General features: G+C 51.5%; 21 protein-coding genes and 1 pseudogene. 14 read left to right on the top strand and 8 right to left on the bottom strand.

Translation table 11 applies throughout. The annotated features are described in order from the left end of the window. Window positions 1–159 precede the first annotated feature (159 nt). The 7 genes from ACR64Q_RS06285 to ACR64Q_RS06255 all read left to right on the top strand — a co-directional run bounded on the left by ACR64Q_RS06285 (window position 160) and on the right by ACR64Q_RS06255 (window position 8,168). Window positions 160–879 (top strand): pirin family protein, encoded by a 720-nt coding sequence (locus ACR64Q_RS06285; RefSeq protein ID WP_313733986.1) that lies wholly within the window; start codon window positions 160–162, stop codon window positions 877–879. Between the two features lie 6 nt (window positions 880–885). Next, window positions 886–1,464 carry an antibiotic biosynthesis monooxygenase gene (locus tag ACR64Q_RS06280; protein ID WP_064024616.1) on the top strand — a complete coding sequence of 193 codons (579 nt, stop codon included), beginning with the start codon at window positions 886–888 and terminating at the stop codon, window positions 1,462–1,464. 110 nt (window positions 1,465–1,574) lie between these two features. Next, on the top strand, window positions 1,575–2,399 hold the full coding sequence (locus ACR64Q_RS06275) for a helix-turn-helix transcriptional regulator (RefSeq protein ID WP_313733985.1): 825 nt from the start codon (window positions 1,575–1,577) through the stop codon (window positions 2,397–2,399). Between the two features lie 250 nt (window positions 2,400–2,649). Next, complete coding sequence (locus ACR64Q_RS06270; RefSeq protein ID WP_313733984.1) at window positions 2,650–3,315, top strand: hydrolase; 666 nt, start codon at window positions 2,650–2,652, stop codon at window positions 3,313–3,315. Window positions 3,316–3,372: 57 nt separating this feature from the next. Continuing rightward, window positions 3,373–5,250, top strand: coding sequence for an amidohydrolase (locus tag ACR64Q_RS06265; protein WP_313733983.1), 1,878 nt, complete (start codon window positions 3,373–3,375; stop codon window positions 5,248–5,250). A gap of 44 nt (window positions 5,251–5,294) precedes the next feature. Then, on the top strand, window positions 5,295–6,653 hold the full coding sequence (locus tag ACR64Q_RS06260; protein WP_313733982.1) for an alginate export family protein: 1,359 nt from the start codon (window positions 5,295–5,297) through the stop codon (window positions 6,651–6,653). 93 nt (window positions 6,654–6,746) lie between these two features. Further along, window positions 6,747–8,168, top strand: coding sequence for a mechanosensitive ion channel domain-containing protein (locus ACR64Q_RS06255; protein WP_313733981.1), 1,422 nt, complete (start codon window positions 6,747–6,749; stop codon window positions 8,166–8,168). A gap of 305 nt (window positions 8,169–8,473) precedes the next feature. Here the strand turns inward: ACR64Q_RS06255 and ACR64Q_RS06250 are convergent. From ACR64Q_RS06250 to ACR64Q_RS06240, 3 genes and pseudogenes are all read right to left on the bottom strand, one after another. Beyond that, window positions 8,474–8,835 (bottom strand): annotated as a pseudogene (locus tag ACR64Q_RS06250) (oxidoreductase). Between the two features lie 160 nt (window positions 8,836–8,995). After that, window positions 8,996–10,543: a cation:proton antiporter domain-containing protein gene (locus ACR64Q_RS06245; RefSeq protein WP_313733980.1), complete on the bottom strand. Its 1,548-nt coding sequence runs from the start codon at window positions 10,541–10,543 to the stop codon at window positions 8,996–8,998. Window positions 10,544–10,570: 27 nt separating this feature from the next. Further along, window positions 10,571–10,837, bottom strand: coding sequence for a hypothetical protein (locus tag ACR64Q_RS06240; RefSeq protein WP_313733979.1), 267 nt, complete (start codon window positions 10,835–10,837; stop codon window positions 10,571–10,573). Between ACR64Q_RS06240 and ACR64Q_RS06235 the strand changes: the two genes are divergently transcribed. The 7 genes from ACR64Q_RS06235 to ACR64Q_RS06205 all read left to right on the top strand — a co-directional run bounded on the left by ACR64Q_RS06235 (window position 10,836) and on the right by ACR64Q_RS06205 (window position 15,671). Continuing rightward, entirely contained in the window at window positions 10,836–11,639 is an 804-nt protein-coding gene (locus tag ACR64Q_RS06235) for a phytanoyl-CoA dioxygenase family protein (protein ID WP_313733978.1), read from the top strand. The two genes, ACR64Q_RS06240 and ACR64Q_RS06235, sit on opposite strands and share 2 nt — an antisense overlap. Before the next feature lie 7 nt (window positions 11,640–11,646). Further along, entirely contained in the window at window positions 11,647–12,201 is a 555-nt protein-coding gene (locus tag ACR64Q_RS06230; RefSeq protein WP_313733976.1) for a M15 family metallopeptidase, read from the top strand. Between the two features lie 72 nt (window positions 12,202–12,273). After that, window positions 12,274–13,401, top strand: a complete 1,128-nt coding sequence (locus ACR64Q_RS06225; protein WP_313733974.1) for an aminotransferase class V-fold PLP-dependent enzyme — start codon at window positions 12,274–12,276, stop codon at window positions 13,399–13,401. A 533-nt stretch (window positions 13,402–13,934) separates the two neighbouring features. Beyond that, window positions 13,935–14,114, top strand: coding sequence for a hypothetical protein (locus ACR64Q_RS06220; RefSeq protein WP_313733973.1), 180 nt, complete (start codon window positions 13,935–13,937; stop codon window positions 14,112–14,114). A 192-nt stretch (window positions 14,115–14,306) separates the two neighbouring features. Beyond that, a complete protein-coding gene (locus tag ACR64Q_RS06215; RefSeq protein ID WP_313733972.1) occupies window positions 14,307–14,963 on the top strand; it encodes a hypothetical protein in 657 nt (218 codons plus the stop codon). 265 nt (window positions 14,964–15,228) lie between these two features. Next, the gene (locus ACR64Q_RS06210; RefSeq protein ID WP_409521160.1) at window positions 15,229–15,477 is read left to right on the top strand and encodes a response regulator; all 249 of its coding nucleotides are present in this window, start codon (window positions 15,229–15,231) and stop codon (window positions 15,475–15,477) included. 47 nt (window positions 15,478–15,524) lie between these two features. Further along, window positions 15,525–15,671, top strand: a complete 147-nt coding sequence (locus ACR64Q_RS06205) for a winged helix-turn-helix domain-containing protein (RefSeq protein ID WP_409521159.1) — start codon at window positions 15,525–15,527, stop codon at window positions 15,669–15,671. Between the two features lie 29 nt (window positions 15,672–15,700). Here ACR64Q_RS06205 and ACR64Q_RS06200 read toward each other — a convergent pair whose 3' ends face one another. The 5 genes from ACR64Q_RS06200 to ubiG form a co-directional block, all read right to left on the bottom strand. Continuing rightward, window positions 15,701–16,588: a GGDEF domain-containing protein gene (locus tag ACR64Q_RS06200; RefSeq protein WP_313733971.1), complete on the bottom strand. Its 888-nt coding sequence runs from the start codon at window positions 16,586–16,588 to the stop codon at window positions 15,701–15,703. Window positions 16,589–16,755: 167 nt separating this feature from the next. Beyond that, window positions 16,756–17,304, bottom strand: a complete 549-nt coding sequence (gene sufT / locus ACR64Q_RS06195; protein WP_026604183.1) for a putative Fe-S cluster assembly protein SufT — start codon at window positions 17,302–17,304, stop codon at window positions 16,756–16,758. A 7-nt stretch (window positions 17,305–17,311) separates the two neighbouring features. Further along, entirely contained in the window at window positions 17,312–18,040 is a 729-nt protein-coding gene (locus tag ACR64Q_RS06190; protein ID WP_313733970.1) for an SDR family NAD(P)-dependent oxidoreductase, read from the bottom strand. Next, a complete protein-coding gene (locus ACR64Q_RS06185; protein ID WP_313733969.1) occupies window positions 18,031–18,702 on the bottom strand; it encodes an HAD family hydrolase in 672 nt (223 codons plus the stop codon). Before ACR64Q_RS06185 ends, ACR64Q_RS06190 begins: the two co-directional genes overlap by 10 nt. Window positions 18,703–18,708: 6 nt before the next feature. Then, on the bottom strand, window positions 18,709–19,416 hold the full coding sequence (ubiG, locus tag ACR64Q_RS06180) for a bifunctional 2-polyprenyl-6-hydroxyphenol methylase/3-demethylubiquinol 3-O-methyltransferase UbiG (RefSeq protein WP_313733968.1): 708 nt from the start codon (window positions 19,414–19,416) through the stop codon (window positions 18,709–18,711). Window positions 19,417–19,524 lie beyond the last annotated feature (108 nt).

The raw sequence follows: 19,524 nt of genomic DNA, 5'->3' as shown, positions 1-19,524 counted from the left end.
TCCAAAACCACTTTCGAAAAAATCGAATATTAAAAGCAAAATAACTCGTTTTAAATAATAAAAACTCAGGAGTATTCTAATTTCACTCGCTTAAAACCCCAATATTCCATACAAAAGATGAGTGAATGTTAATTCGAAATTTTTGAAAGGAGCTCGATCATGCTGGAAATTCGTCCCGCCCACCGCCGAGGTAGCGCTCAGTTCGACTGGCTATTCTCAAGACACACTTTTTCCTTCGGCAATTACTACGATCCGCAGCAAAGCGGATTTTCCGATTTGTTGGTGATCAACGAAGATATTGTGCAGCCGGGTAAAGGCTTTGGTACGCATCCGCATCGGGACATGGAAATTTTTACCTATGTCATCGACGGTGCGTTGGCGCACAAAGACTCGATGGACAACGGCTCGGTGATCGAAGCCGGCGACGTTCAGTTAATGACTGCCGGAACCGGCGTGACTCATAGCGAGTTCAATCATTCGCAGAGCGAGTTAGTGCATTTTCTGCAAATTTGGCTAGTGCCGAATAGCAAAGGCGTCGAGCCGCGCTATCAGCAAAGTCATTTTGGCCCCGCGCAAAAACAAGGCCGGCTGGCGCTGATTATTTCGCCGGACGGTGCGGAAGGATCATTGTCGGTTTACCAGGATGTGCGGGTTTACGCCGGCTGTTTCGATGTCGGCGAACAGGCGCAGTTAACGCTCGCGGATAACCGTTATGCTTACGTGCATCTGGTAAGCGGCACCTTGACCGTGAACGGCACTGTGCTTCACGCAGGCGATGGCGCCCGCATCCGCGGCGAGCGCCTAATCGACATACAACAGGGTCACAATGCCGAAGTGTTGGTGTTTGATTTACGCCCGCATGAGAAACCCAGCCGGTAGTGCGCCATGAACGAAATCAGCCAAACGTCGCCCAACAACGAACAAGTTTTTTTCGCCATCCGCCATCGGCTGAAAAAAGGTAAGCGCAACCTTCAGCAATACGAGCGTTGGTTAAGCAAAATCATGCCGATTGCCGCAAGCTTTCCGGGGCATTTGGGGGTACAAGTCGTGCGTCCGCCGGACGGCCACAACGAGTATCTGATCGTGGTGCGCTTTGCCGGAATCCAGGCCTTGGAATTCTGGCAGCGGTCTCCGGAACGCCAGCAGTTGCTTCAGGAAATTACCGGGATTCTGGACAGCGAAGAAGCGATCGACATCAAAACCGGCATCGATTACTGGTTTACCCCGCCGGCGGTGGGTAAGCATCCGCGGCGTTGGAAACAATGGCTGGTGACGACGTCGGTGATCTGGCCGTTGACGATGTATGTGCCGCCGGCGATGGAACCCCTGTTTGTAAAGTATCCGCAGTTAGGAGAGTTCGGCATTCGCCAGGGTGTATTGGCTTTGGTTATCGTCGGTTTGGTGGTGTATTTGATCATGCCGCTCTATGTCCGGCTAATCGCGAAATGGTTTTTTAAAAGTTAGCCTCCGAATTATGCCTTGGGCGCAAGTCAACGGCAGAGGACTGTGGCAATCGTTACCGCAGTCCTGGCAAAGCCTATTAAAACCACTTTAATAACGGGACAGACTGAATTATGGGACACACTACTTCCAGCAAAATACTGAACTGGCAGATTGAAGGTTGCCATTTTTCGCGCTTCGATATAACGCCCGAGCAGTCGATTTCACTGGAAAAAATCTTTCACGATGAAATTGCCATTATCGGTTTTTCCGGTGCGATTTGGAAAAGCCGGCAAAATGGCCAGAACTATCTTGAAACACCAAATTGTCTGGTGATGCGCGATGCGGGGCAAATATTCTCCCTGAAATCGGCTTTTATAAATAAGGACGGTGCAATTTGTCGCGAAATCAAAATTAGTCCTAGGCAACTGATCGAATATTGCGAAAAACACGAGTTAAGCAAGTTTGTATTGGATTTTAAAAATCCGATCATTGATAACCTGTATTTACGGAATTACTTTGCCGATACGCATAGAGTTTTAGAAGCCAGCCAATGCGCTCTGGAACAATCGACTTGTCTGGCTCTATTCATAAATCGGTTTTTGCAGCAAGTGACAGGCAATCATTACGGTTGCCGGCAACTATTAAAGCCTTCGAAAGTGAAAATATCCGTTGAATATTTGCGGACTTTTTATAATCGAAATATTTCGCTGAACGAGCTTTCGGAAGTCACTAAATCGAATCCGTTTGTGCTATTAAGAAACTTTAAAAAATGCTTGGGAATTACGCCCCACGAATATCTGCAAGCGTATCGAATTATTCAAGCCAAAAAGTTTATTTCTACCGGAATTGCATTAACCGATGTTGCGATATTGTGCGGTTTTGCCGATCAAAGCCATCTAAACCGCGTGTTTAAAAGAAAGGTTGGGGTAACGCCGGGCCAATTTCGAAACGTTTAATCGAGATTGTTTACCTGCGGAATTACTGTCATTTGTACGGTAGAACTGTCATAGGTTTTGTAGCGCTTTCCCTACAGGCACCGCCATTTTTCACTTTGTATTTTGTTTACAGGAGAGATATTAAACCATTTTATTTATACGTTAATTTTTAAGAAAAAAGTCAATATTGTTCAATACCCAAGTCTCAGAGCTTGGTCAAATACAAGTCCGTGAATTCTGACTTAATCAATTTAGTTTAAAGGAGCAATCAATGAGCGCAGCCACCGAAAAACTTATTACCCCCGATAATTGTGCGTTTATATTTATCGACCATCAGCCGCAAATGGCTTTTGGTGTGACCAATATCGACCGCCAATTACTCAAGAACAACACCGTCGCGATGGCCAAAACGGCCAAGTTGTTTAATATTCCTACCGTTGTCACCGCCGTCGAAACCGAATCCTTCAGCGGCTATATTTGGCCCGAGTTGATGGATGTGTTGCAGCAGGACCCAATCGAACGTTCCAGCATGAATAGCTGGGAAGACGAGGCCTTCGTCGCCGCCGTTAAAAAGACCGGACGAAAAAAATTGGTGATGGCCGCGTTATGGACGGAAGCTTGTCTGATCTTCCCAACCATCTGCGCGCTGGCGGAAGGCTTCGAAGTCATCATGAATACCGATGCCTCGGGCGGTACTTCGCTAGAAGCGCACAATGCCGCCATCAGGCGCGCCGAACAACATGGCGCGGAGTCGATCACCTCGCTGCAGGTACTCTTGGAACTGCAACGGGATTGGAGTCGTAAAGAAACCTATGGCGGCACAACGGATATTGCTCGCGAACATTTTGGCGCGTACGGCATGGGTATCGACTATGCGGCCAGCCTGGTGCACGACTATGGGCAACGCGCCAAATATCCGCACAAAGTTAACCAATAAGCAGCGGCGGATTGAATGCGTTTTCCTTATAAATACAGTTGATGAGGTGCGTGGCATATGAAACCTTCTAGCCCGGAGACCATTTTATTTAATGGCAAAATCACGACATTGGATCCTGCTCAGCCGGAGGTCAGCGCGATCGCCATCGCCGCCGGTAAAGTCCTTGCGCTGGCCTCGGATGCACAGATCCAGGCGCTGGCGACCGCCGATACCGTCGCCATCGATTTGCACGGTAAACGGGTCCTGCCGGGCTTGAACGACTCGCACCTGCATTTGATTCGCGGCGGCCTCAATTACAACATGGAGCTGCGCTGGGAAGGCGTCGGCAGCATCGCCGATGCCTTGGCGATGCTGCAGCTGCAAGCGGCCAGAACGCCGGCACCGCAATGGGTGCGGGTGGTTGGCGGCTGGAGCGAGTTTCAATTTAAGGAAAGGCGGATGCCGACCCTGGCGGAAATCAACGCCGTTTCGCCGGATACGCCGGTGTTTATCCTGCATCTCTATGATCGGGCGTTATTGAACGGCGCCGCGTTGCGCGCCGCCGGCATCGGTAAAGACACCCCCGATCCGCCGGGCGGCAAAATTCAGCGCGACGCCAACGGCAATCCGGCCGGGATGTTGATTGCCGAACCCAATGCGATGATTTTGTATTCGACCTTGGCCAAGGGTCCGAAATTGCCGCTGGACGATCAGATCAACTCCACCCGGCATTTCATGCGCGAGTTGAATCGTTTGGGTGTGACCAGTTGCATCGATGCCGGCGGCGGTTTTCAAAATTACCCGGACGACTATCAGGTGATCGAACAACTGCATGCAGACGGACAGATGACCGTGCGCATCGCCTACAACTTGTTTACCCAAAATAAGGGCGGTGAGCTGGCGGATTTTCAGAAATGGGCCGGCGTTGTCAAACCTTACAGCGGCGACAGTTATTTTCGCCAGAATGGCGCGGGCGAGATGCTGGTGTTTTCCGCCGCCGATTTCGAAGATTTTCTGCAACCCCGCCCGGACATGGCGGCTAGTATGGAAAAAGAGCTGGGCGACGTGGTTCGGTTTTTGGTGGAGAATCGCTGGCCGTTCCGGCTGCATGCTACTTACGACGAAACCATAGACCGGGCGCTGGACGTGTTCGAGGCGATTGATCGCGACACCCGTTTCGACGATTTGCGCTGGTTTTTCGACCATGCTGAAACCGTCAGCGAAAAGAATCTGGCGCGGATCAAGCAGTTGGGCGGCGGCATTGCGGTACAGCACCGCATGGCCTTTCAAGGCGAATATTTTGTAGACCGCTACGGTAAAAAGGCAGCTGAGCATACGCCGCCGCTGCGAAAAATGTTGGAAATGGGCATCCCAGTAGGCGGCGGCACCGATGCCACACGGGTTGCCAGTTTTAATCCCTGGGTCTCTTTGTATTGGCTGGTGACAGGCAGAACGGTCGGCGGGTTGCCGCTCTACGGCGAGAGCAATTGCCTGGAACGCGAGGAGGCCTTGCGTCTGTGGACCGCCGGCAGCGCATATAAATCGAACGAAGAGACGGTAAAAGGCGCCTTGTCGCCAGGCATGTATGCCGATCTGGTGGTGACATCGCACGATTTCATGACCGTCGCCGACGAGGCCATCAAGGCTATTACCTCGCTGCTGACCATGGTAGGCGGCAGAATCGTTTACGCAGCGAATGATTTCAGTCGGTTCGATACGCCGTTGCCGCCGGCCAGTCCCGATTGGTCGCCAGTGCGCTATTTCGGCGGCCATCAAACGCCGCAAACGCATTATGCGTTACCGGCCGCTTCATGCGCAGCGCACACCTGTGCGATTCACGGTCATCATTCAGGTCACGACGGCAAGCTGTCGCGCTGGTTGGGGCTGGATAATGCTGGAAAACAAGCACAGTTTGACAATCCGTGGGCACTGGGCTGCGGCTGTTTTGCCTACTAATAGCGGCTAGCCTTCATGCGATAACGCAAAAGAGGACATTGCCAATGAAATCCGGACTCATGCCATTGGCCTTTTCGCTGATTAGCACCGCAGGGATCGCGCAAGAGTCCGAGCCGAGTTTTAACAGCAACCGCTGGCAGGAAAATTACCAATACCTTGCCAAGCAAACTCGGCGGAGCAGCTATGAATCGCTCAAATACCTGCCGCTGACCGCCGACCGCGAGGACGTGTATTTATCCTTGGGCGGAAATTTTCGGGAACGTTTCAATAGCTACAACAACGATTTGTTCGGACTGAAAACACGCGCCGACGGCCAGCAATTTTTGCATCGCTTTTTGCTGCACGCCGATCTGCATGTCACCGAACACTTGAGGGCCTTTGTGCAATTGGACAGCTATCTGTCTAATAACCTAGGTCTGCAGCAAGGGCCTTTGGATAACGATAGCGCTGATTTGCAGCAGGGTTTTATCGACTTGCATTTTCAAGCCTTGACCGCTCGAGTGGGGAGGCAAGAGTTTGCGCTGGGCTCATCCCGGCTGATCAGCGTGCGTGAAGGCCAAAATGCGCGACGGGCATTCGATGGCGTGCGACTCTCGCTAAAAAACGACAGTCTGGACCTGGATGCGTTCGGTTTTGAAGAAGTGGCGATAAAACCGGCGACTTTCGACGACCGGGGAAATACGCAAGAAAAACTCTGGGGGCTGAACAGCAAATGGTCGTTCAAGCCGACCGATGCCGAAATCTATTACATAGGCCTGCAACGCAAAGGAGCCCATTATCAAAACACCGTCGCCGACGAATCCCGCCATTCGTTCGGCAGCCGCGTGTTCGGCAAGCGGTTTGGCTGGGACTGGAATTTTGAAGGTATTTATCAACTCGGCAGTTTTGGACCGTTGACTATCAATGCCTGGACCGCAGCATCCAACACCGGGTATACCTTTGCCACCCCAAGCTGGCGACCGCGCTTGGGCTTAAACGCCAATATTGCCAGTGGTGACGAGAATGCCAATGACGGACAGTTGAATACCTTTAATCCCTTATATCCCAATCTGTCGTATTTTGAGGAAGCGGCAATATTGGCGCCGCAGAATTTTTTTAATGTGATGCCGAATCTCTCCTTGCAGCCGCTGCCCAGCGTCCGGCTATCTGTCGATTGGAATTTTTACTGGCGCTTGTCAAACAACGATGCGGTTTATGCGCGTGGACTTAATCCGTTGGAACAGACGCTAGGAGCCAATGGTCGATTTGTCACTCAAGCCCTTTCTACCAATATAGAGTGGGAAATCGATAAGCATTTTTCGCTTGGCCTGAGTTACAGCCATTTTTTTGCGGAACAGTTGATTACCGAAGCGGGAGGACAGGATACCGACTACGTTCGTACCCAATTCAACGCGGTATTCTAAAAACAGGTTCCGTTGCAGTTGATTGATGCAATTGCCGGCGAGTTTGCCCCATAATCGGGGAAATTTCTCCGGCTTTTACGACTAAGTTAATTTATGGCTATCGATTCATCCGCCTTGCTGTCCCAACCTTTCCTATTCTTTGAAACGCCAATATTTACGCTGGGTACGCAATCGATCAATGTCATTTGGTTGGCTAAATTCACGCTGTGTTTAGGGCTGATGCTGTTGGTCGTCCGCTGGATACGCCATATCCTGAATACGCGCTTATTGGTCGGCCTGGTTGTCAACGAAGGCGATCGCAAACTGATCGCCAATCTCGCCGGCTTTACGCTGTTGGCGGTTGGTATCGTAGTGATCATGCAAGTCATGGGCATCAAATTCGAGACACTGGCGCTCATTTTCGGCGGCCTGGGAGTCGCGGTCGGCTTTGGCTTGCAAGACATCACCAAGAACATCGCCAGCGGCATTACCCTGATGAGCGAACGCAAACTAAAAGTGGGCGATCTTATTTATTTTGCCGGTGGCGAGGGACGCATCCGGGATATTTTTTTGCGCTCGACCGTGATTACGTCGTTTCAAGGGTCGGAACTGATCATTCCCAATGTTCAGCTCACCAACAATATCGTGGAAAAATGGGGGTATCAAGCCAAGCGTGGGCGGGTTGAAATTCCGGTTGTCGTCGAACACCAGAGCAATCTGGTATTGGTGACCGAGTTGTTATTGAAAGCCGCCGGCCAGGAACCCAACGTATTAAGCGATCCGGCACCCAAAGCCTTGCTTCAGGGGTTTGGCGATATCGGGTTGAATTTCGAACTTTGGGTTTGGACCGATCATATCGATCAACGTAGCCTGATCAGAAGCGCGTTAAACTTTCGGATTGAATACTTATTTCGACTGCATGCTATTAAAATTCCCTATCATCCGACGAATAACCGGAACCTTTACCCGGCCACGGAGGCGGCCGCCAATCTGATCAACGGTTCGCCGGAAGTGGCAAGCATGCCGTCCATACACAATGCTCTCATTGAGCTGCCTTATTTTCAGTATTTCGATGAACTGGAAATACGCGAACTGATAGAACAGGGCTCGCCGCGTTATTTCAATCCTGGCGACATTTTGGTTAAACAGGACGAATACTTTCCATTTTTTTGCGTCATGCTCAAAGGCGAGGTCGATGCGATATTCGAGAACGAGAAAGTCAGTCAGCGTTTGTTTAGCCTGCAACATCGCGATTTTTTCGGTGAACTGCCCTTGCTTTTGAAGATTCCCTATCCGACATCAATGCGTGCCGTCGGCGAAGTCGTTTTGTTTACAATACCCGAGGATTGCTTTGCTGACCTGTTAAGCCGTTATCCGCAAATCAAGGCCGCGGTTAGCGAAGAAATGCTGAAGCGCCAGGAATACATTCGACTCTGTCAATCGTCGTTGAAAAAAATGGGTTTGCTCCCCGAAGAATTCGACAATAATCCGGTCACATGGCTAAAAAGCCGGCTTATGAAGTTGTGGGGGAATTGATCTTCTCCATTTTTGCAGACAAGCCGCAATCTCGGTTGTTGCTGGGGCTCGGATCATGCAATAGGCCTAACCCCCGCGCCGGATAGAAGAAGCGTTTTTTCAAGTCCGGGCCGATGCGGTTTTCGCCGAGCGCTTCGCGCGTAAAAATGAAGGCGATACCGTGATTGTCTTATTGCTCCGCCACGTAGCCGAAAGTGTGCAGCGGATCGGAGTCACCCATGGTATGCGCGTCTCCTGGGGACAAAATGCACGCCGACTCGACCCGCACCCCATACCGAAATCACGGCATCGGTCACTTCCAGCAGTCAGCGGGGGCAATTTTCTATTGGGTCACCATAGGCATCGTTTCTTTTATTGGTGCTGTCCGGTAAAAACGGGTCTAACAGATAGCCATTGGCACCGTGAGTTTCCACGCCGTCAAAACCGGCACGTTTGGCGTTTTCCGCGCCCTTGCGGTAAGTCTCGACGATACCTGGAATTTGCCATTGAGATAATCCGGATGCGAAACCCTGCCTAGATGCCAAAGCTGTAGAAAAATTCGGCCGCCGGCGGCGTGAACGGCTCGGGTGACCTTGGTCCAGCCGTCGATTTGTTCTTCCGACCAAATGCCGAGTGTGTCGGGATAGCCCAAGCCTTGCGCAGAGACGCTGGTGGCCTCGCTTATCATCAGTCCGGTTTTCACTAATTATGTCACCCGACACTTGGCAATAATCTTAGCGCCAATCGTCAATGGTTTAAGGAAAACCGCACTGACCCGGGTATCGTTAAAAATAAGACGCCTGTAAATCTGCTCTGGCATCCACCGCCCAACCAGCGCCACCAGCCCTTCACTGCCTTGATTCATCGCGGATGTCCAGCATCAGGTGGGCAAGACGATTGCCGGCTTCAATCAAAGGATGGATCACAAAATTGGCGCCCGCTTTTAATAATTGCTGCTCTTCCACACCGTGATAACAAATACTGCTGATTTGCCCAGTGAAACCGCGTTTTCTAAGCTGAGCCACTGCGGTCAAACGCACATCGAATGCCGGTACCGTCAGGATGATGCCTTTAACTTTATGCAGGGGTAAACCGCTCCATAATTCGGTGTCCTCGGCATCGCCGTAGACCACCCGCCGGCCGGCGGCAAGATGATATTCCAATACCGTGGGATCGGAATCCAAGCCAACTACGCGCTGATCCTGTTTACACAATGTTTTGTAGACAACGCCGCCAGTCCGGCCCATACCGATCACCAGCCATCCGGCAGCACCGAACGAGTCGGGCAAGCGGTCGGGATGCTCGGATTTTCGTTCCAAACGTACCAATACCGGCTCCATCCAAGAAAATAACCGATGAGAATAACGGTTCAACGGCGCGGCAATCGCCAGTGAGCCGGCCACCGCCAAACTGATAATGGCATTCCATTCAGCCGGCAACAGTTGGGCTTTTACAACGGCGCCGGTGGTAATCAGCGCAAACTCGCTATAAGTCATCAAAGCCAAGGACGATACGAAGGCGGTGCGCGCCCTGAGTCCGGCCACCACAAATAAACCAAAGAACAGCGCACCTTGCAGCGGCAACAAAACCAGTAATTGCAAGGCGTCTATGATCTGCTCGCGGTTCGGTAAGTCGCTGACGCCAATCTGCAAGAAAAACGCGACCAAAAACAGCTCTTTCAAGCCCCACAGCCTATCGCTTAACTCCTTAATCATGGGATGATTCGCCAACATGATGCCGGTCAACAAGGCACCGATGTCGGCGGCTATACCCACGCTTTCCGCCGCCACGCCGCCGGCCAAGGCCAACGTCACGCCCAGCAACAGCTTCAGTTCAGAGGAGCGGCTGACCGACAGTACGCGATGCGCAATGGGCCGCAACAGCGGTAACAACAATAAAGCCAGCGCCCAAGGCGTCGGCTGCTTGCCTTCGGCCAGCGCCAGCAGCCCTATCGCCACGATGTCTTGCAAGATCAGGATACTCATCACATCCCGGCCGTGCAGCGACGACAACTCGCCGTTATCTTCCAGCACCTTAAGAGCCAACACGGTGCTGGAGAAGGCCAAACTGATACCCAGCACCAAGCCGCCGGTCATATGCTCGTCCAGCCAAAAAAATACCAGAGCGGAAGTCATCGCCATTAACAACAAATGCGAGCCGCCGACGCTAAGCACCTCGCGGCGAATCAGCGAACTGGGCTTGAGCTTCAAACCGACCGAAAACAACAGTAATTCGATACCGATATCGGCCAGATGATGAAGATCGGGCAACACCGCGATGCCCAAGGCATGCAACACATAACCGGCTACCAAGTAACCGACCAGCGGCGGAAAAGTCAGGCGGCTGGCTACCAAACCAGCCATATATGCCGTGCTAATCCAGATTAATTCCATCATATCCATCAACCAAAATAATAACGCCGTTTAAACTATTGGGATCGTAACCTGTTTTAAAAGCTTTCCGGTCATTTTTTCCGGCTGCGGCGGATAAACGATGCCCTTTGGGTATATTTCCCTAGCCGAATAGCTTAAACCAGCGCCGCGCTCTAAATTGAGATGCCAAATTGCCGAGGCTATAAAATAGCCGGTAAATGCAACTTGCAGCCACAAACCAGCTATCGGAGCATCGGCTTGCGCCAAATATTGGATAGCCTTGGTTAAATCATTCCCAGCAATGAACGGTAAAAACATGGAATCAGCAGCAATCTACCGACAACAAGGGCATCTGATCGTCAAAGCGCTTTTCAGCCCCTCGGAAGTCGATGCCTTGAGCAAAATCGTCGATCGAATTCATGGGCAATGGCTAAACGAAAACCGTAGCAGTTATATCGAACAACGGCTAGTCAACATGCATTCGCTGACCCATCCGCGTTATTTCGAACAACACCCCGCCGAAAGGCTGCGCTTCTTTCAACTCCTTAGTGCCAAACAGCTGACGACACTGTTAGCCGATCTATTTGGAGAGGACCTTTATTTTCACAATACCCAGCTTTTCTTCAATCCTTACCAAAATAGTCGCCTACCCTATTGGCACCGGGATATGCAATACAGTCCGATTGACGATGCCGATTTGCAAGCCGAGCAGCCCAATATGCTGGCTTTGCATATTCGGATACCGCTGTTGCCGGAAACCGGCATCGAACTGATACCCGGCTCCCACCAACGCTGGGATACCGAACTGGAAAGAAATGTCAGACTGGAACTTAATGGCCACACAAACAGCGAGTCACTGCCAAACTCAGTGCTAATCGGCCTGGAACTCGGCGATATTTTGATTTTTGACGCGCAAATGTTGCACCGTGGTAATTACCAGCTAAATCCTTGCAGAAAAGCCCTGGATCTTTGCGTCGGCAGGCCGCATCAACTTACCTTGCCATACCTTGATGGCGACAATCTGCCGACTTCTGCCGAACTGGAAGCAATCGAGAACCGGCAATGGTACAAACTGGCTCGCACTATGCTGATAGAGCCCCGACAAAAACAGGCAGATTGACTCCGATATGAACCTGGCAGCAAACAATTACGATTTTTTTGCCCGAGTGGGTTTGATATTCCAAGAACTGGGCATTCCGGACGACTTGCCCACAACCAGAAACTTGGTCATCTGGCCGGAACCAAGCACCTTGATCACAGCCGAGGTATCGGCCAACGGCCGGGTATTTCAGTTGACGCCCCAGGCAAGCGAAGTCTGGCGGGCGCTGAAAACCGCAGCAGCCAACGATGGTGTCGCGCTACAAATGGTATCGGCATTCCGCAGTGTGGAGTATCAAGCGACCATCATACGCCGCAAACTTGAACGAGGACTGACCTTGCAGCAGATTCTCACCGTCAACGCCCCGCCCGGTTACAGCGAGCATCACAGCGGTTGCGCAATCGACATCGGCAGCCCGGATTGTCCCGATCTCGGCGAAGCATTTGAAAACACCGAAGCCTACCGCTGGTTGTCAAGCAATGCAGAACGGTTCGACCTGTATTTGTCTTTTCCAAGGAATAACGAATACGGCTACGTGTACGAGCCCTGGCATTGGCGTTATCACGATGATGACAAGGCCTAAAAAGGATCTGCCGGGGAACGACCTATAAATTATACTGCTTGCATTGCAAATTTCGGCGCCGCCAATAGACCGATGAAACATCCAGAATTTCCCCTAATCGACGACTTGATCTACCTCAATCACGCAGCAGTGGCCCCCTGGCCGAAACGCACCAGCGCGGCGGTGATTCAATTTGCCGAACAAAACAGCCGGTTCGGCTCGCATTACTATCTGGATTGGTTGAAAAAAGAAAACGAAATTCGCGGCCAATTGCAGGCCCTACTCAATGCGCCCTCAGCCAACGATATTGCGTTGGTGAAAAACACCTCGGAAGCCTTGTCCTTCGTAGCCTTTGGCTTACCCTGGCAGGCCGGCGACAACATCGTCTCCAGCAACCAGGAATTTCCCTCCAACCGCCTGCCTTGGCAAGCCTTGGCCGAACGTGGCGTGGCATTTCGAGAAGCCGATTTGCATAGCGCCCAAACACCGGAAGATGCCTTGTTTGCGCTGGTGGACGGTAATACCCGTTTGCTGACCATCAGCTCCATTCAATTCGCCTCCGGCTTGCGTATGGATTTGGAACGTATCGGCGAGTTTTGCCGGCAACGTGGCATCTTGTTTTGTATCGACGCGATTCAAAGCTTGGGCGCGGTACAATTTGATGTGCAAGCCTATCACGCCGACTTCGTGATGGCCGACGGCCATAAGTGGCTGTTCGGCCCGGAAGGTCTGGGGGTGTTTTATACCCACCCGGCGGCCCGCGACCGGCTCAAGCTCAGCCAATACGGCTGGCATATGATGAAAGACACGCATAACTACGAAAACCTGCCCTGGGAGATCCACCCCAGCGCGCGCCGTTTCGAATGCGGCAGTCCGAATATGTTGGGGATTCACGCCTTGTCCGCCAGCTTATCTTTATTGTTGGAAACCGGCATGCCAACCGTCGAGGCCCTGGTTCTGGAACGCAGTGACTACCTGCGCGAGGCCATTAGCGCCAACGCCGAGCTTATTTTACTCTCGGAACGGCACAGCCGTTTGCAGTCCGGCATCGTCAACTTCAAACACCGGCACATAGACAACGACGTGCTCTATAAACATTTGCAAAAAAATGGCGTAGTTTGCGCCTTACGGGGCGGCGGGATTCGCTTTTCAGCGCATTTTTATAATACGCTGGCGGAATTGGACCGGGCGCTGGAGCTGGCCACAGCCGTTTCCGAATAGGCATTTGCAGCAACGATCTTATTGATAGCCTTTGGGAATAAGACGGGCCGAAAGTCACAGCCAATCGCGTTGCAGAGACTTCCGCAGCATCGGTGCGCGCTACCAGCCACCGCGAGGGCATCCTAAAACGTTCCTGCCGTATATTAAAATCCCTGGAACGCTTATTGCCATATGGCGAGCGCACCTTAGCAAATCGGGAAGGCAAGGCCAGCAGGTTCTGCTGTGCAGCTAAAAGAATCGGCAGTACCGCCAGAGGCGCCGAGAATACCTTCCGGATAGTTTTATACACCAACGGCTTCGGTGACTGCGCGGTCGCGGCCATTGGACCGGTAGTCGGCGTTATTTGATGGGCTAATATTCAGGCGTATAACCGCACAAAGCTATGGCGATACAAACGGCTTTTAGGCGCAAGGCTTTTTCAATTTAGCGGTGTAAGGCCGGGCCAATGGGCGTAGCCGTATTGCCCGCACGTTGGCTATCAAACATTCTACAAAACCGGTGATTGGTAAATTGGGTACAGGAGTGAAAGGCATATGCAAAATCATGTGGTTACACTCATCATCTTGGTGATTGCTTTGGCGTTTTATTTTGCTGGATACTCCGGTGTCGGCAATATCGCGTTCATTGTGGGTGGTCTCTTCGAATTGTGGTTTTGGATTCGCTTGCTCAGTGAAAAAACGCCGAAATCTGCGGAGCCGCCCGACAAGTGCTGAGCCCTCCATTATCGTTGTATCCCACTTGATAATTATTGCGCCCGTTGCTCGTATCGGGCGGCAAGTAATGGGAATATCTAAAAATCAAAAAATCTCCTTCTCCCTACCCCTTTGTGCAGTGTCTACAAAAAATCGGTTTCGTTAGACTGAAGCCTTTATGAAGTCCACACGTCAATTAATTAGGAGAATTGAATGAAAGAAACACGGTTTTGTGCTTTCGCAATGTTATTTGCAGGTTTTGCAAACTCAGGCAATGCCGCTGTCACCACGCTGGATTTCAACAATATTCCTTTGCATCCCAGCAACCACGAGATTTCGGTATCTAAACCTTATTTGGAAGACGGCTTCAAATTGACCACGCTGGCAGGGGTGTCATTCCAGTTGAGTGGTGGAACCATATACGCGATCATGCCTTCCAGCCCTTATTGGACCGGTAGTGTCGGCTTATATTCCGGGGTAGTCACAAATCATGGTAGCGCCTTTTTACTGGAAAAACAGGATGGCGGTACATTTGACTTGCTCAGTATGGACGCCGCTTCGTTTTGGACAATAAGCAGCGGCAGGCAATTCTCTGTCTATGGCTACCCGCAAGCCGGAAGCTTCGTCAGCCAGTCATTCTTGCTTGACGCGACCACAAATACACTGGAAACGCTTTACTTCAACGCTTCCTTCAAAAACCTGAATAAAATTATCTTTAGCTCGACGTATGCTCAGGTTGACAATATCAAACTGGGTGTTGCGTCGTCTATTTCGTCAGTGCCCCTTCCCGGCGCGGCATGGATGCTGATGGGTGGCTTGGGGTTCATTAGTCGGCGTAATATTGCTAAGGCACTACGCAAGCCCCGTTAACCTCCACCGTATTTATCTGATTTTTCAAATTGGACCTATTCCCAGGCCGTAAGGCTAAATCGATACCTATACGCTTTATATTCATTTCGGACTTCTCCTCCATAGCGCTGGGTAGCTCAATTCTACCCTTCTGGCACTTTGGTGCCGTGAGGTGGGAGGAGTCCATACCATTGCCCGGCGCTGGCTATCGGGGACTAAAAATCTTCACTTCGCTGGCGCTCCGTTTCCAAGATTTTCAGAGGACGATCCGCCGATCAGGCGCTTTTTGCGTAGCAGTCTGGCGACGCCCGAATTTGCCGTATTCGAAGCGCAGACCGATAAACAAGGTCTGATCGAAACCCGCGTGCGTAAACCCGATTTTCTAATCGTGGATTTAGGCTTGCCGGATATGGACGGTGTCGATGTGATCAAGAGTGTGCTTAGCTGGTCGGCTGTGCCCATCATCGAGCTGTCGGCGCGCAGTAACGAACTGCAAAAAGTCTATGCAGGAACACCGGCACCACCGATTATTTAACCAAACCGTTCGGCTTTGGCGAACTGCTGGCTAGGATTAGGGTGGCTATGCGACATGCGAGTCGGCCGGCGGAACATACGCAGAACGAGCGGATTTACATGAGTCAATTGCGGCAAAAGCTGGAAAGCGATCCGACTCAGCCCAAATACCTGCTGACCGAGTCGGGCGTGGGGTATCGATTTAAAGTGGGCTGAGCCTGATGATCGAGGTGCGGAGAACCGAATCAATATCCAACTTCTACCCGGTTTCTACCGTGCTGTTTAGCTTGATACATCGCGGCGTCGGCACGTTTGATTAAGGATTCGGGGCTATCGCTACCTTTTAAGGCAGCAATGCCCAAACTTGCCGTCAGATTCAACACGTCCATGCCATAGGCCAAGGTATGCGATTCAATGTCGGCACGGATGCGTTCAGCTATCACCGTGGCGCCGTCGATGTCGGTATCGCTCAGCAAGATCACAAACTCTTCGCCGCCGTAACGAAACACCGCATCGCTACCGCGCACGCTGTCTTTCAACCAGCCGGCCAATGAAGACAGCGCCAAATCGCCGCAACCGTGCCCGTAATCGTCGTTGATATGCTTGAAGTGATCGACATCCACAAAAATCACCGACAAATGCTGCGAATTACGATGCGCACGTTTGATCTCGCGCAGCAAACAGTCGTTAAACGCCGTGCGGTTATTGGTTTTGGTCAACGGATCGGTAAACGCCATTTTCAATGCTTGTTGAAACAAGGTGGCATTTCTCAATGGGTAAATCAGGCAACACAACAGACTTTCCAGCATTTTCAACTCGTCTTTGTTGAAACGATTGCTGCGGGTCAATTTCAACTCGCCCAACTGTTGCTCTTCGACTTTCAAGGCGTAGGAGCAGGAGTGACGGGCCATTACGCCGCGTTTGAATTCCAAATCGAATTCTTCGTTGATATATTCAACGCCGTTGTGCGGAATGGTGTTTTGAATTTTATTGCAGAAAATGCTGATCAGCTCGCTGAATTCCAATGAAGTCTGCAAGGCACTACTGATATCGTAGTGATGCAAATTGACAGCGGTTGAGGCTTCAAAGGTTTTATTACTGACTATCGCTAAATCGGCTGCTTTATCTTTCATGACGGTTCCCCAAGTCTTGAATCAAACTTCAAGGGGAATAAAGCCAATAGCGTGCCAATTAATTTTTAATATTTAAATACAAATACTTAATAACAAACAACCGCAAACTTTTTCAGCAAGCGGCAATTTTCCGCCGCTTAGCTGCCGCCGTCTGGCTTTGCCTACTTTTAAAACAAACCCAACTGCACCTGCGCCACTTCCGACATCATTTCCCGCGACCAGGGCGGATCTAAAACCACCTCGACATCAACCGAACTGACGCCGGGCAAGGCGCGGATGCATTTCTCGACATCGCTTTGAATAACCGGCCCCATGCCGCACCCGGGCGCGGTCAAGGTCATTTGCACGTGCACATCGTTGCCGCCATCGGCATTGGGCTTGGCGCTACAATGGTAAACCAAACCCAAATCGACGATATTAACCGGAATTTCCGGGTCATAGACGGTTTTCATCACTTCCCAGCAATTCTTTTCGACGGCTTTGCTGTCGGTATCCGAGACCAAGGTATGCAAATGCTGGGTTTCCTTACCCAAAGCGTCGGCATCGATACCGGCGATGCGCACCATGTGGCCGTAATCGGTCACCACGGTGTAATTGCTGCCCAAAGCCTGATGTATCGTGACTTCCTGGCCTTTATTCAAGGTGCCGTGGTTGCCGTCCGGAATGGTGACGATGTTGACGTCGCGGGTTAAAAATACAACTTCTCTGTCTGCCATAAGTTTCTTAAGGTTTAAAAGTTTGGGCGTCAATAATTTGACCGGTCTTGCCAATACTGGCATCGCTAAATAGGTAAACATACAGCGGATCCAGGCTGCTCATGCTCGGCAGTCTGGTTTTATCTTCGGCCGGGTAAGCTCTCTTCCGCAACGGCGAATCCACCGGCCCCGGCACCAAAGTATTAACACGGATTTTTTGTCCTGCTTCCAGTTCGGCAGCCAGAATGCCGGCGAAGCCTTCCAGCGCGATTTTCGCTACACCGTATGCACCGGAATAAGCCTGAACTTTGCGCGCGGACGAATCGGAGATGAACACGATGGAAGCGTGCTCGCTACGTTGCAGCAATGGCAACAACACCCTGCATAACAAGAAAGGCGCGCTAAGATTGACGTTTAAGGCATGCCCCCAATCCTTGGTTTTATAATTGGCAATCGGGCTGTAAGCACTAAATTCCACGGCCGCATGCAATACACCATGCAAAGCGCCGTAACGCTGCGCTATTGCCTCTGCCATTTCTTCGTATTGCGCTTCGCTGGCGCCGGCTAAATCGAAGGGATACATCACCGGTTCAGGGCTGCCGGCAGCGACAATTGCATCGTAGACTTTTTCCAGCTTGGGAATGCTTTTATCCAGCAGAATGATTTGCGCGCCCTGCCCGGCTAAAGCCAGGGCAGCCGTGCCGCCCAGACCGCCGCCGGCACCGGTGATGAGTAAAACCTTATTGCTTAATGACATAAATTAGCGTGTATCCATTCCATCAATTGTGGCGGTTGTTCTATTAAGGCGTCGGCCCCCCAGGTATGGGGTTGGTCGTCGCTTTGCAGATAGCCGTACAAGGCCGCCAGGGTTTTCATATTCGCTCGCTTACCGGCCGTGATGTCATGTATGGCATCGCCGATATACACGCAATTTTCCGGCGCCACGCCGGCTTGGCGGCAGGCGGTCAGCATCGGTTCGGGATGCGGCTTGCTGTTGGCTGTGGTGTCGCCGCTAATAATGCAAGCGGCCCGCTCGCTAAGTTGCATCGCATCCATCAAGGGCACGGTAAAACGGGATTTTTTATTGGTGACTACGCCCCACTTCAAGCCCAGCTGTTCTATAGCCGCCAAGCTATCGGTAATGCCCTGAAAGAAGCGGCTGTGTTCGGCAATATTCTGTTCGTAGCTGTCCAGCATAAAAGCCAGCATCCGTTGCGCCAAGCTGTCGTCCACGCTCACGCAGTGCTTGATCATTGGCATAGCACCGTGAGAAATGAAGGGCCGTACCGTTGCCGCGGGCGCTTCCGAAAAGCCATGGGCAAGCAGCGTCTTGTTCAAGCAGGCAATCAAATCCGGCGCGGTATCCACCAGGGTCCCGTCGAGATCGAACAATACGCAATCCAGTTTAAATCCGGCCATGCTGGGTTACTCGGTGCGCTGAAACGCTGCGATGTAATTGACGCCGATGTCTTTACCCAAACTAAAGCGCTTGCTGAATGGGCTGTATTCGATACCGACCATCCCTTGTAACTCAAGCCCCACGCTTCTGGCCATTTGTCCCAGTTCGGAAGGTTTGATAAAGGTTTTATAGTCGTGCGTGCCTTTGGGTACCATTTTCAGCACATGCTCTGCCGCGACGATTGCCAGCAACCAGGCTTTCGGCACCCGGTTCAATGTCGAGAAAAACACCATGCCACCAGGCTTAACCAGCGTTGCACACGCGGCGATGATTGATGCGGGGTCGGGCACGTGCTCCAGCATTTCCATGCAAGTGACATGGTCGAAACCGGCCGGCTGTTCCTCGGCTAGTTGTTCGGCGCTGATTTTCCGGTAACTGGCGTTGACGCCGGTTTCCAGGCCATGCAAATCGGCAATATCCAGCAAGTCTTCGCTTAAATCCACACCCAAGGCATCCGCGCCGGCCTTTGCCAAACCTTCAGTCAGAATCCCGCCGCCACAGCCGACATCCACTACCCGCTTGCCTTGCAAATCGGCGTATTGCTGAATGAACTGCAAGCGCAAAGGATTCACGTCGTGCAAGGTTTTAAACTCGCCGTTCGGGTCCCACCAACGCTCAGCCTGCGAGCCGAACTTATGAATTTCATGGGGATGTACGTTTTCTTTCGCTGTCATAATGCCAACCTGTTCATGAGGCTATAGTTTACTGTATTACTAGGTTATTCGTCATGCGCCAACTTCCGGCCCTGCTTTTGCACTCAGCGCAACGGCTTAAATGGCCTT

Source organism: Methylomonas sp. 2F7, from assembly GCF_057126975.1.
The sequence above is the reverse complement of the archived record's forward strand: the minus strand, read 5'-3'. Positions and strand labels throughout refer to the sequence as shown.

Excerpts from the sequence above, each read along its gene's own strand:
- ACR64Q_RS06285 (WP_313733986.1), top strand. The coding sequence starts at position 160 with ATGCTGGAAATTCGTCCCGCCCACCGCCGAGGTAGCGCTCAGTTCGAC.
- ACR64Q_RS06280 (WP_064024616.1), top strand. The coding sequence starts at position 886 with ATGAACGAAATCAGCCAAACGTCGCCCAACAACGAACAAGTTTTTTTC.
- ACR64Q_RS06200 (WP_313733971.1), bottom strand. The coding sequence starts at position 16,588 with ATGAAAGATAAAGCAGCCGATTTAGCGATAGTCAGTAATAAAACCTTT.
- ACR64Q_RS06235 (WP_313733978.1), top strand. The coding sequence starts at position 10,836 with ATGGAATCAGCAGCAATCTACCGACAACAAGGGCATCTGATCGTCAAA.
- ACR64Q_RS06255 (WP_313733981.1), top strand. The coding sequence starts at position 6,747 with ATGGCTATCGATTCATCCGCCTTGCTGTCCCAACCTTTCCTATTCTTT.
- ACR64Q_RS06260 (WP_313733982.1), top strand. The coding sequence starts at position 5,295 with ATGAAATCCGGACTCATGCCATTGGCCTTTTCGCTGATTAGCACCGCA.
- ACR64Q_RS06245 (WP_313733980.1), bottom strand. The coding sequence starts at position 10,543 with ATGATGGAATTAATCTGGATTAGCACGGCATATATGGCTGGTTTGGTA.
- ACR64Q_RS06190 (WP_313733970.1), bottom strand. The coding sequence starts at position 18,040 with ATGTCATTAAGCAATAAGGTTTTACTCATCACCGGTGCCGGCGGCGGT.
- ACR64Q_RS06205 (WP_409521159.1), top strand. The coding sequence starts at position 15,525 with ATGCGACATGCGAGTCGGCCGGCGGAACATACGCAGAACGAGCGGATT.
- ACR64Q_RS06240 (WP_313733979.1), bottom strand. The coding sequence starts at position 10,837 with ATGTTTTTACCGTTCATTGCTGGGAATGATTTAACCAAGGCTATCCAA.
- ACR64Q_RS06225 (WP_313733974.1), top strand. The coding sequence starts at position 12,274 with ATGAAACATCCAGAATTTCCCCTAATCGACGACTTGATCTACCTCAAT.
- ACR64Q_RS06230 (WP_313733976.1), top strand. The coding sequence starts at position 11,647 with ATGAACCTGGCAGCAAACAATTACGATTTTTTTGCCCGAGTGGGTTTG.
- ACR64Q_RS06215 (WP_313733972.1), top strand. The coding sequence starts at position 14,307 with ATGAAAGAAACACGGTTTTGTGCTTTCGCAATGTTATTTGCAGGTTTT.
- ubiG (WP_313733968.1), bottom strand. The coding sequence starts at position 19,416 with ATGACAGCGAAAGAAAACGTACATCCCCATGAAATTCATAAGTTCGGC.
- sufT (WP_026604183.1), bottom strand. The coding sequence starts at position 17,304 with ATGGCAGACAGAGAAGTTGTATTTTTAACCCGCGACGTCAACATCGTC.
- ACR64Q_RS06270 (WP_313733984.1), top strand. The coding sequence starts at position 2,650 with ATGAGCGCAGCCACCGAAAAACTTATTACCCCCGATAATTGTGCGTTT.
- ACR64Q_RS06185 (WP_313733969.1), bottom strand. The coding sequence starts at position 18,702 with ATGGCCGGATTTAAACTGGATTGCGTATTGTTCGATCTCGACGGGACC.
- ACR64Q_RS06220 (WP_313733973.1), top strand. The coding sequence starts at position 13,935 with ATGCAAAATCATGTGGTTACACTCATCATCTTGGTGATTGCTTTGGCG.
- ACR64Q_RS06265 (WP_313733983.1), top strand. The coding sequence starts at position 3,373 with ATGAAACCTTCTAGCCCGGAGACCATTTTATTTAATGGCAAAATCACG.
- ACR64Q_RS06275 (WP_313733985.1), top strand. The coding sequence starts at position 1,575 with ATGGGACACACTACTTCCAGCAAAATACTGAACTGGCAGATTGAAGGT.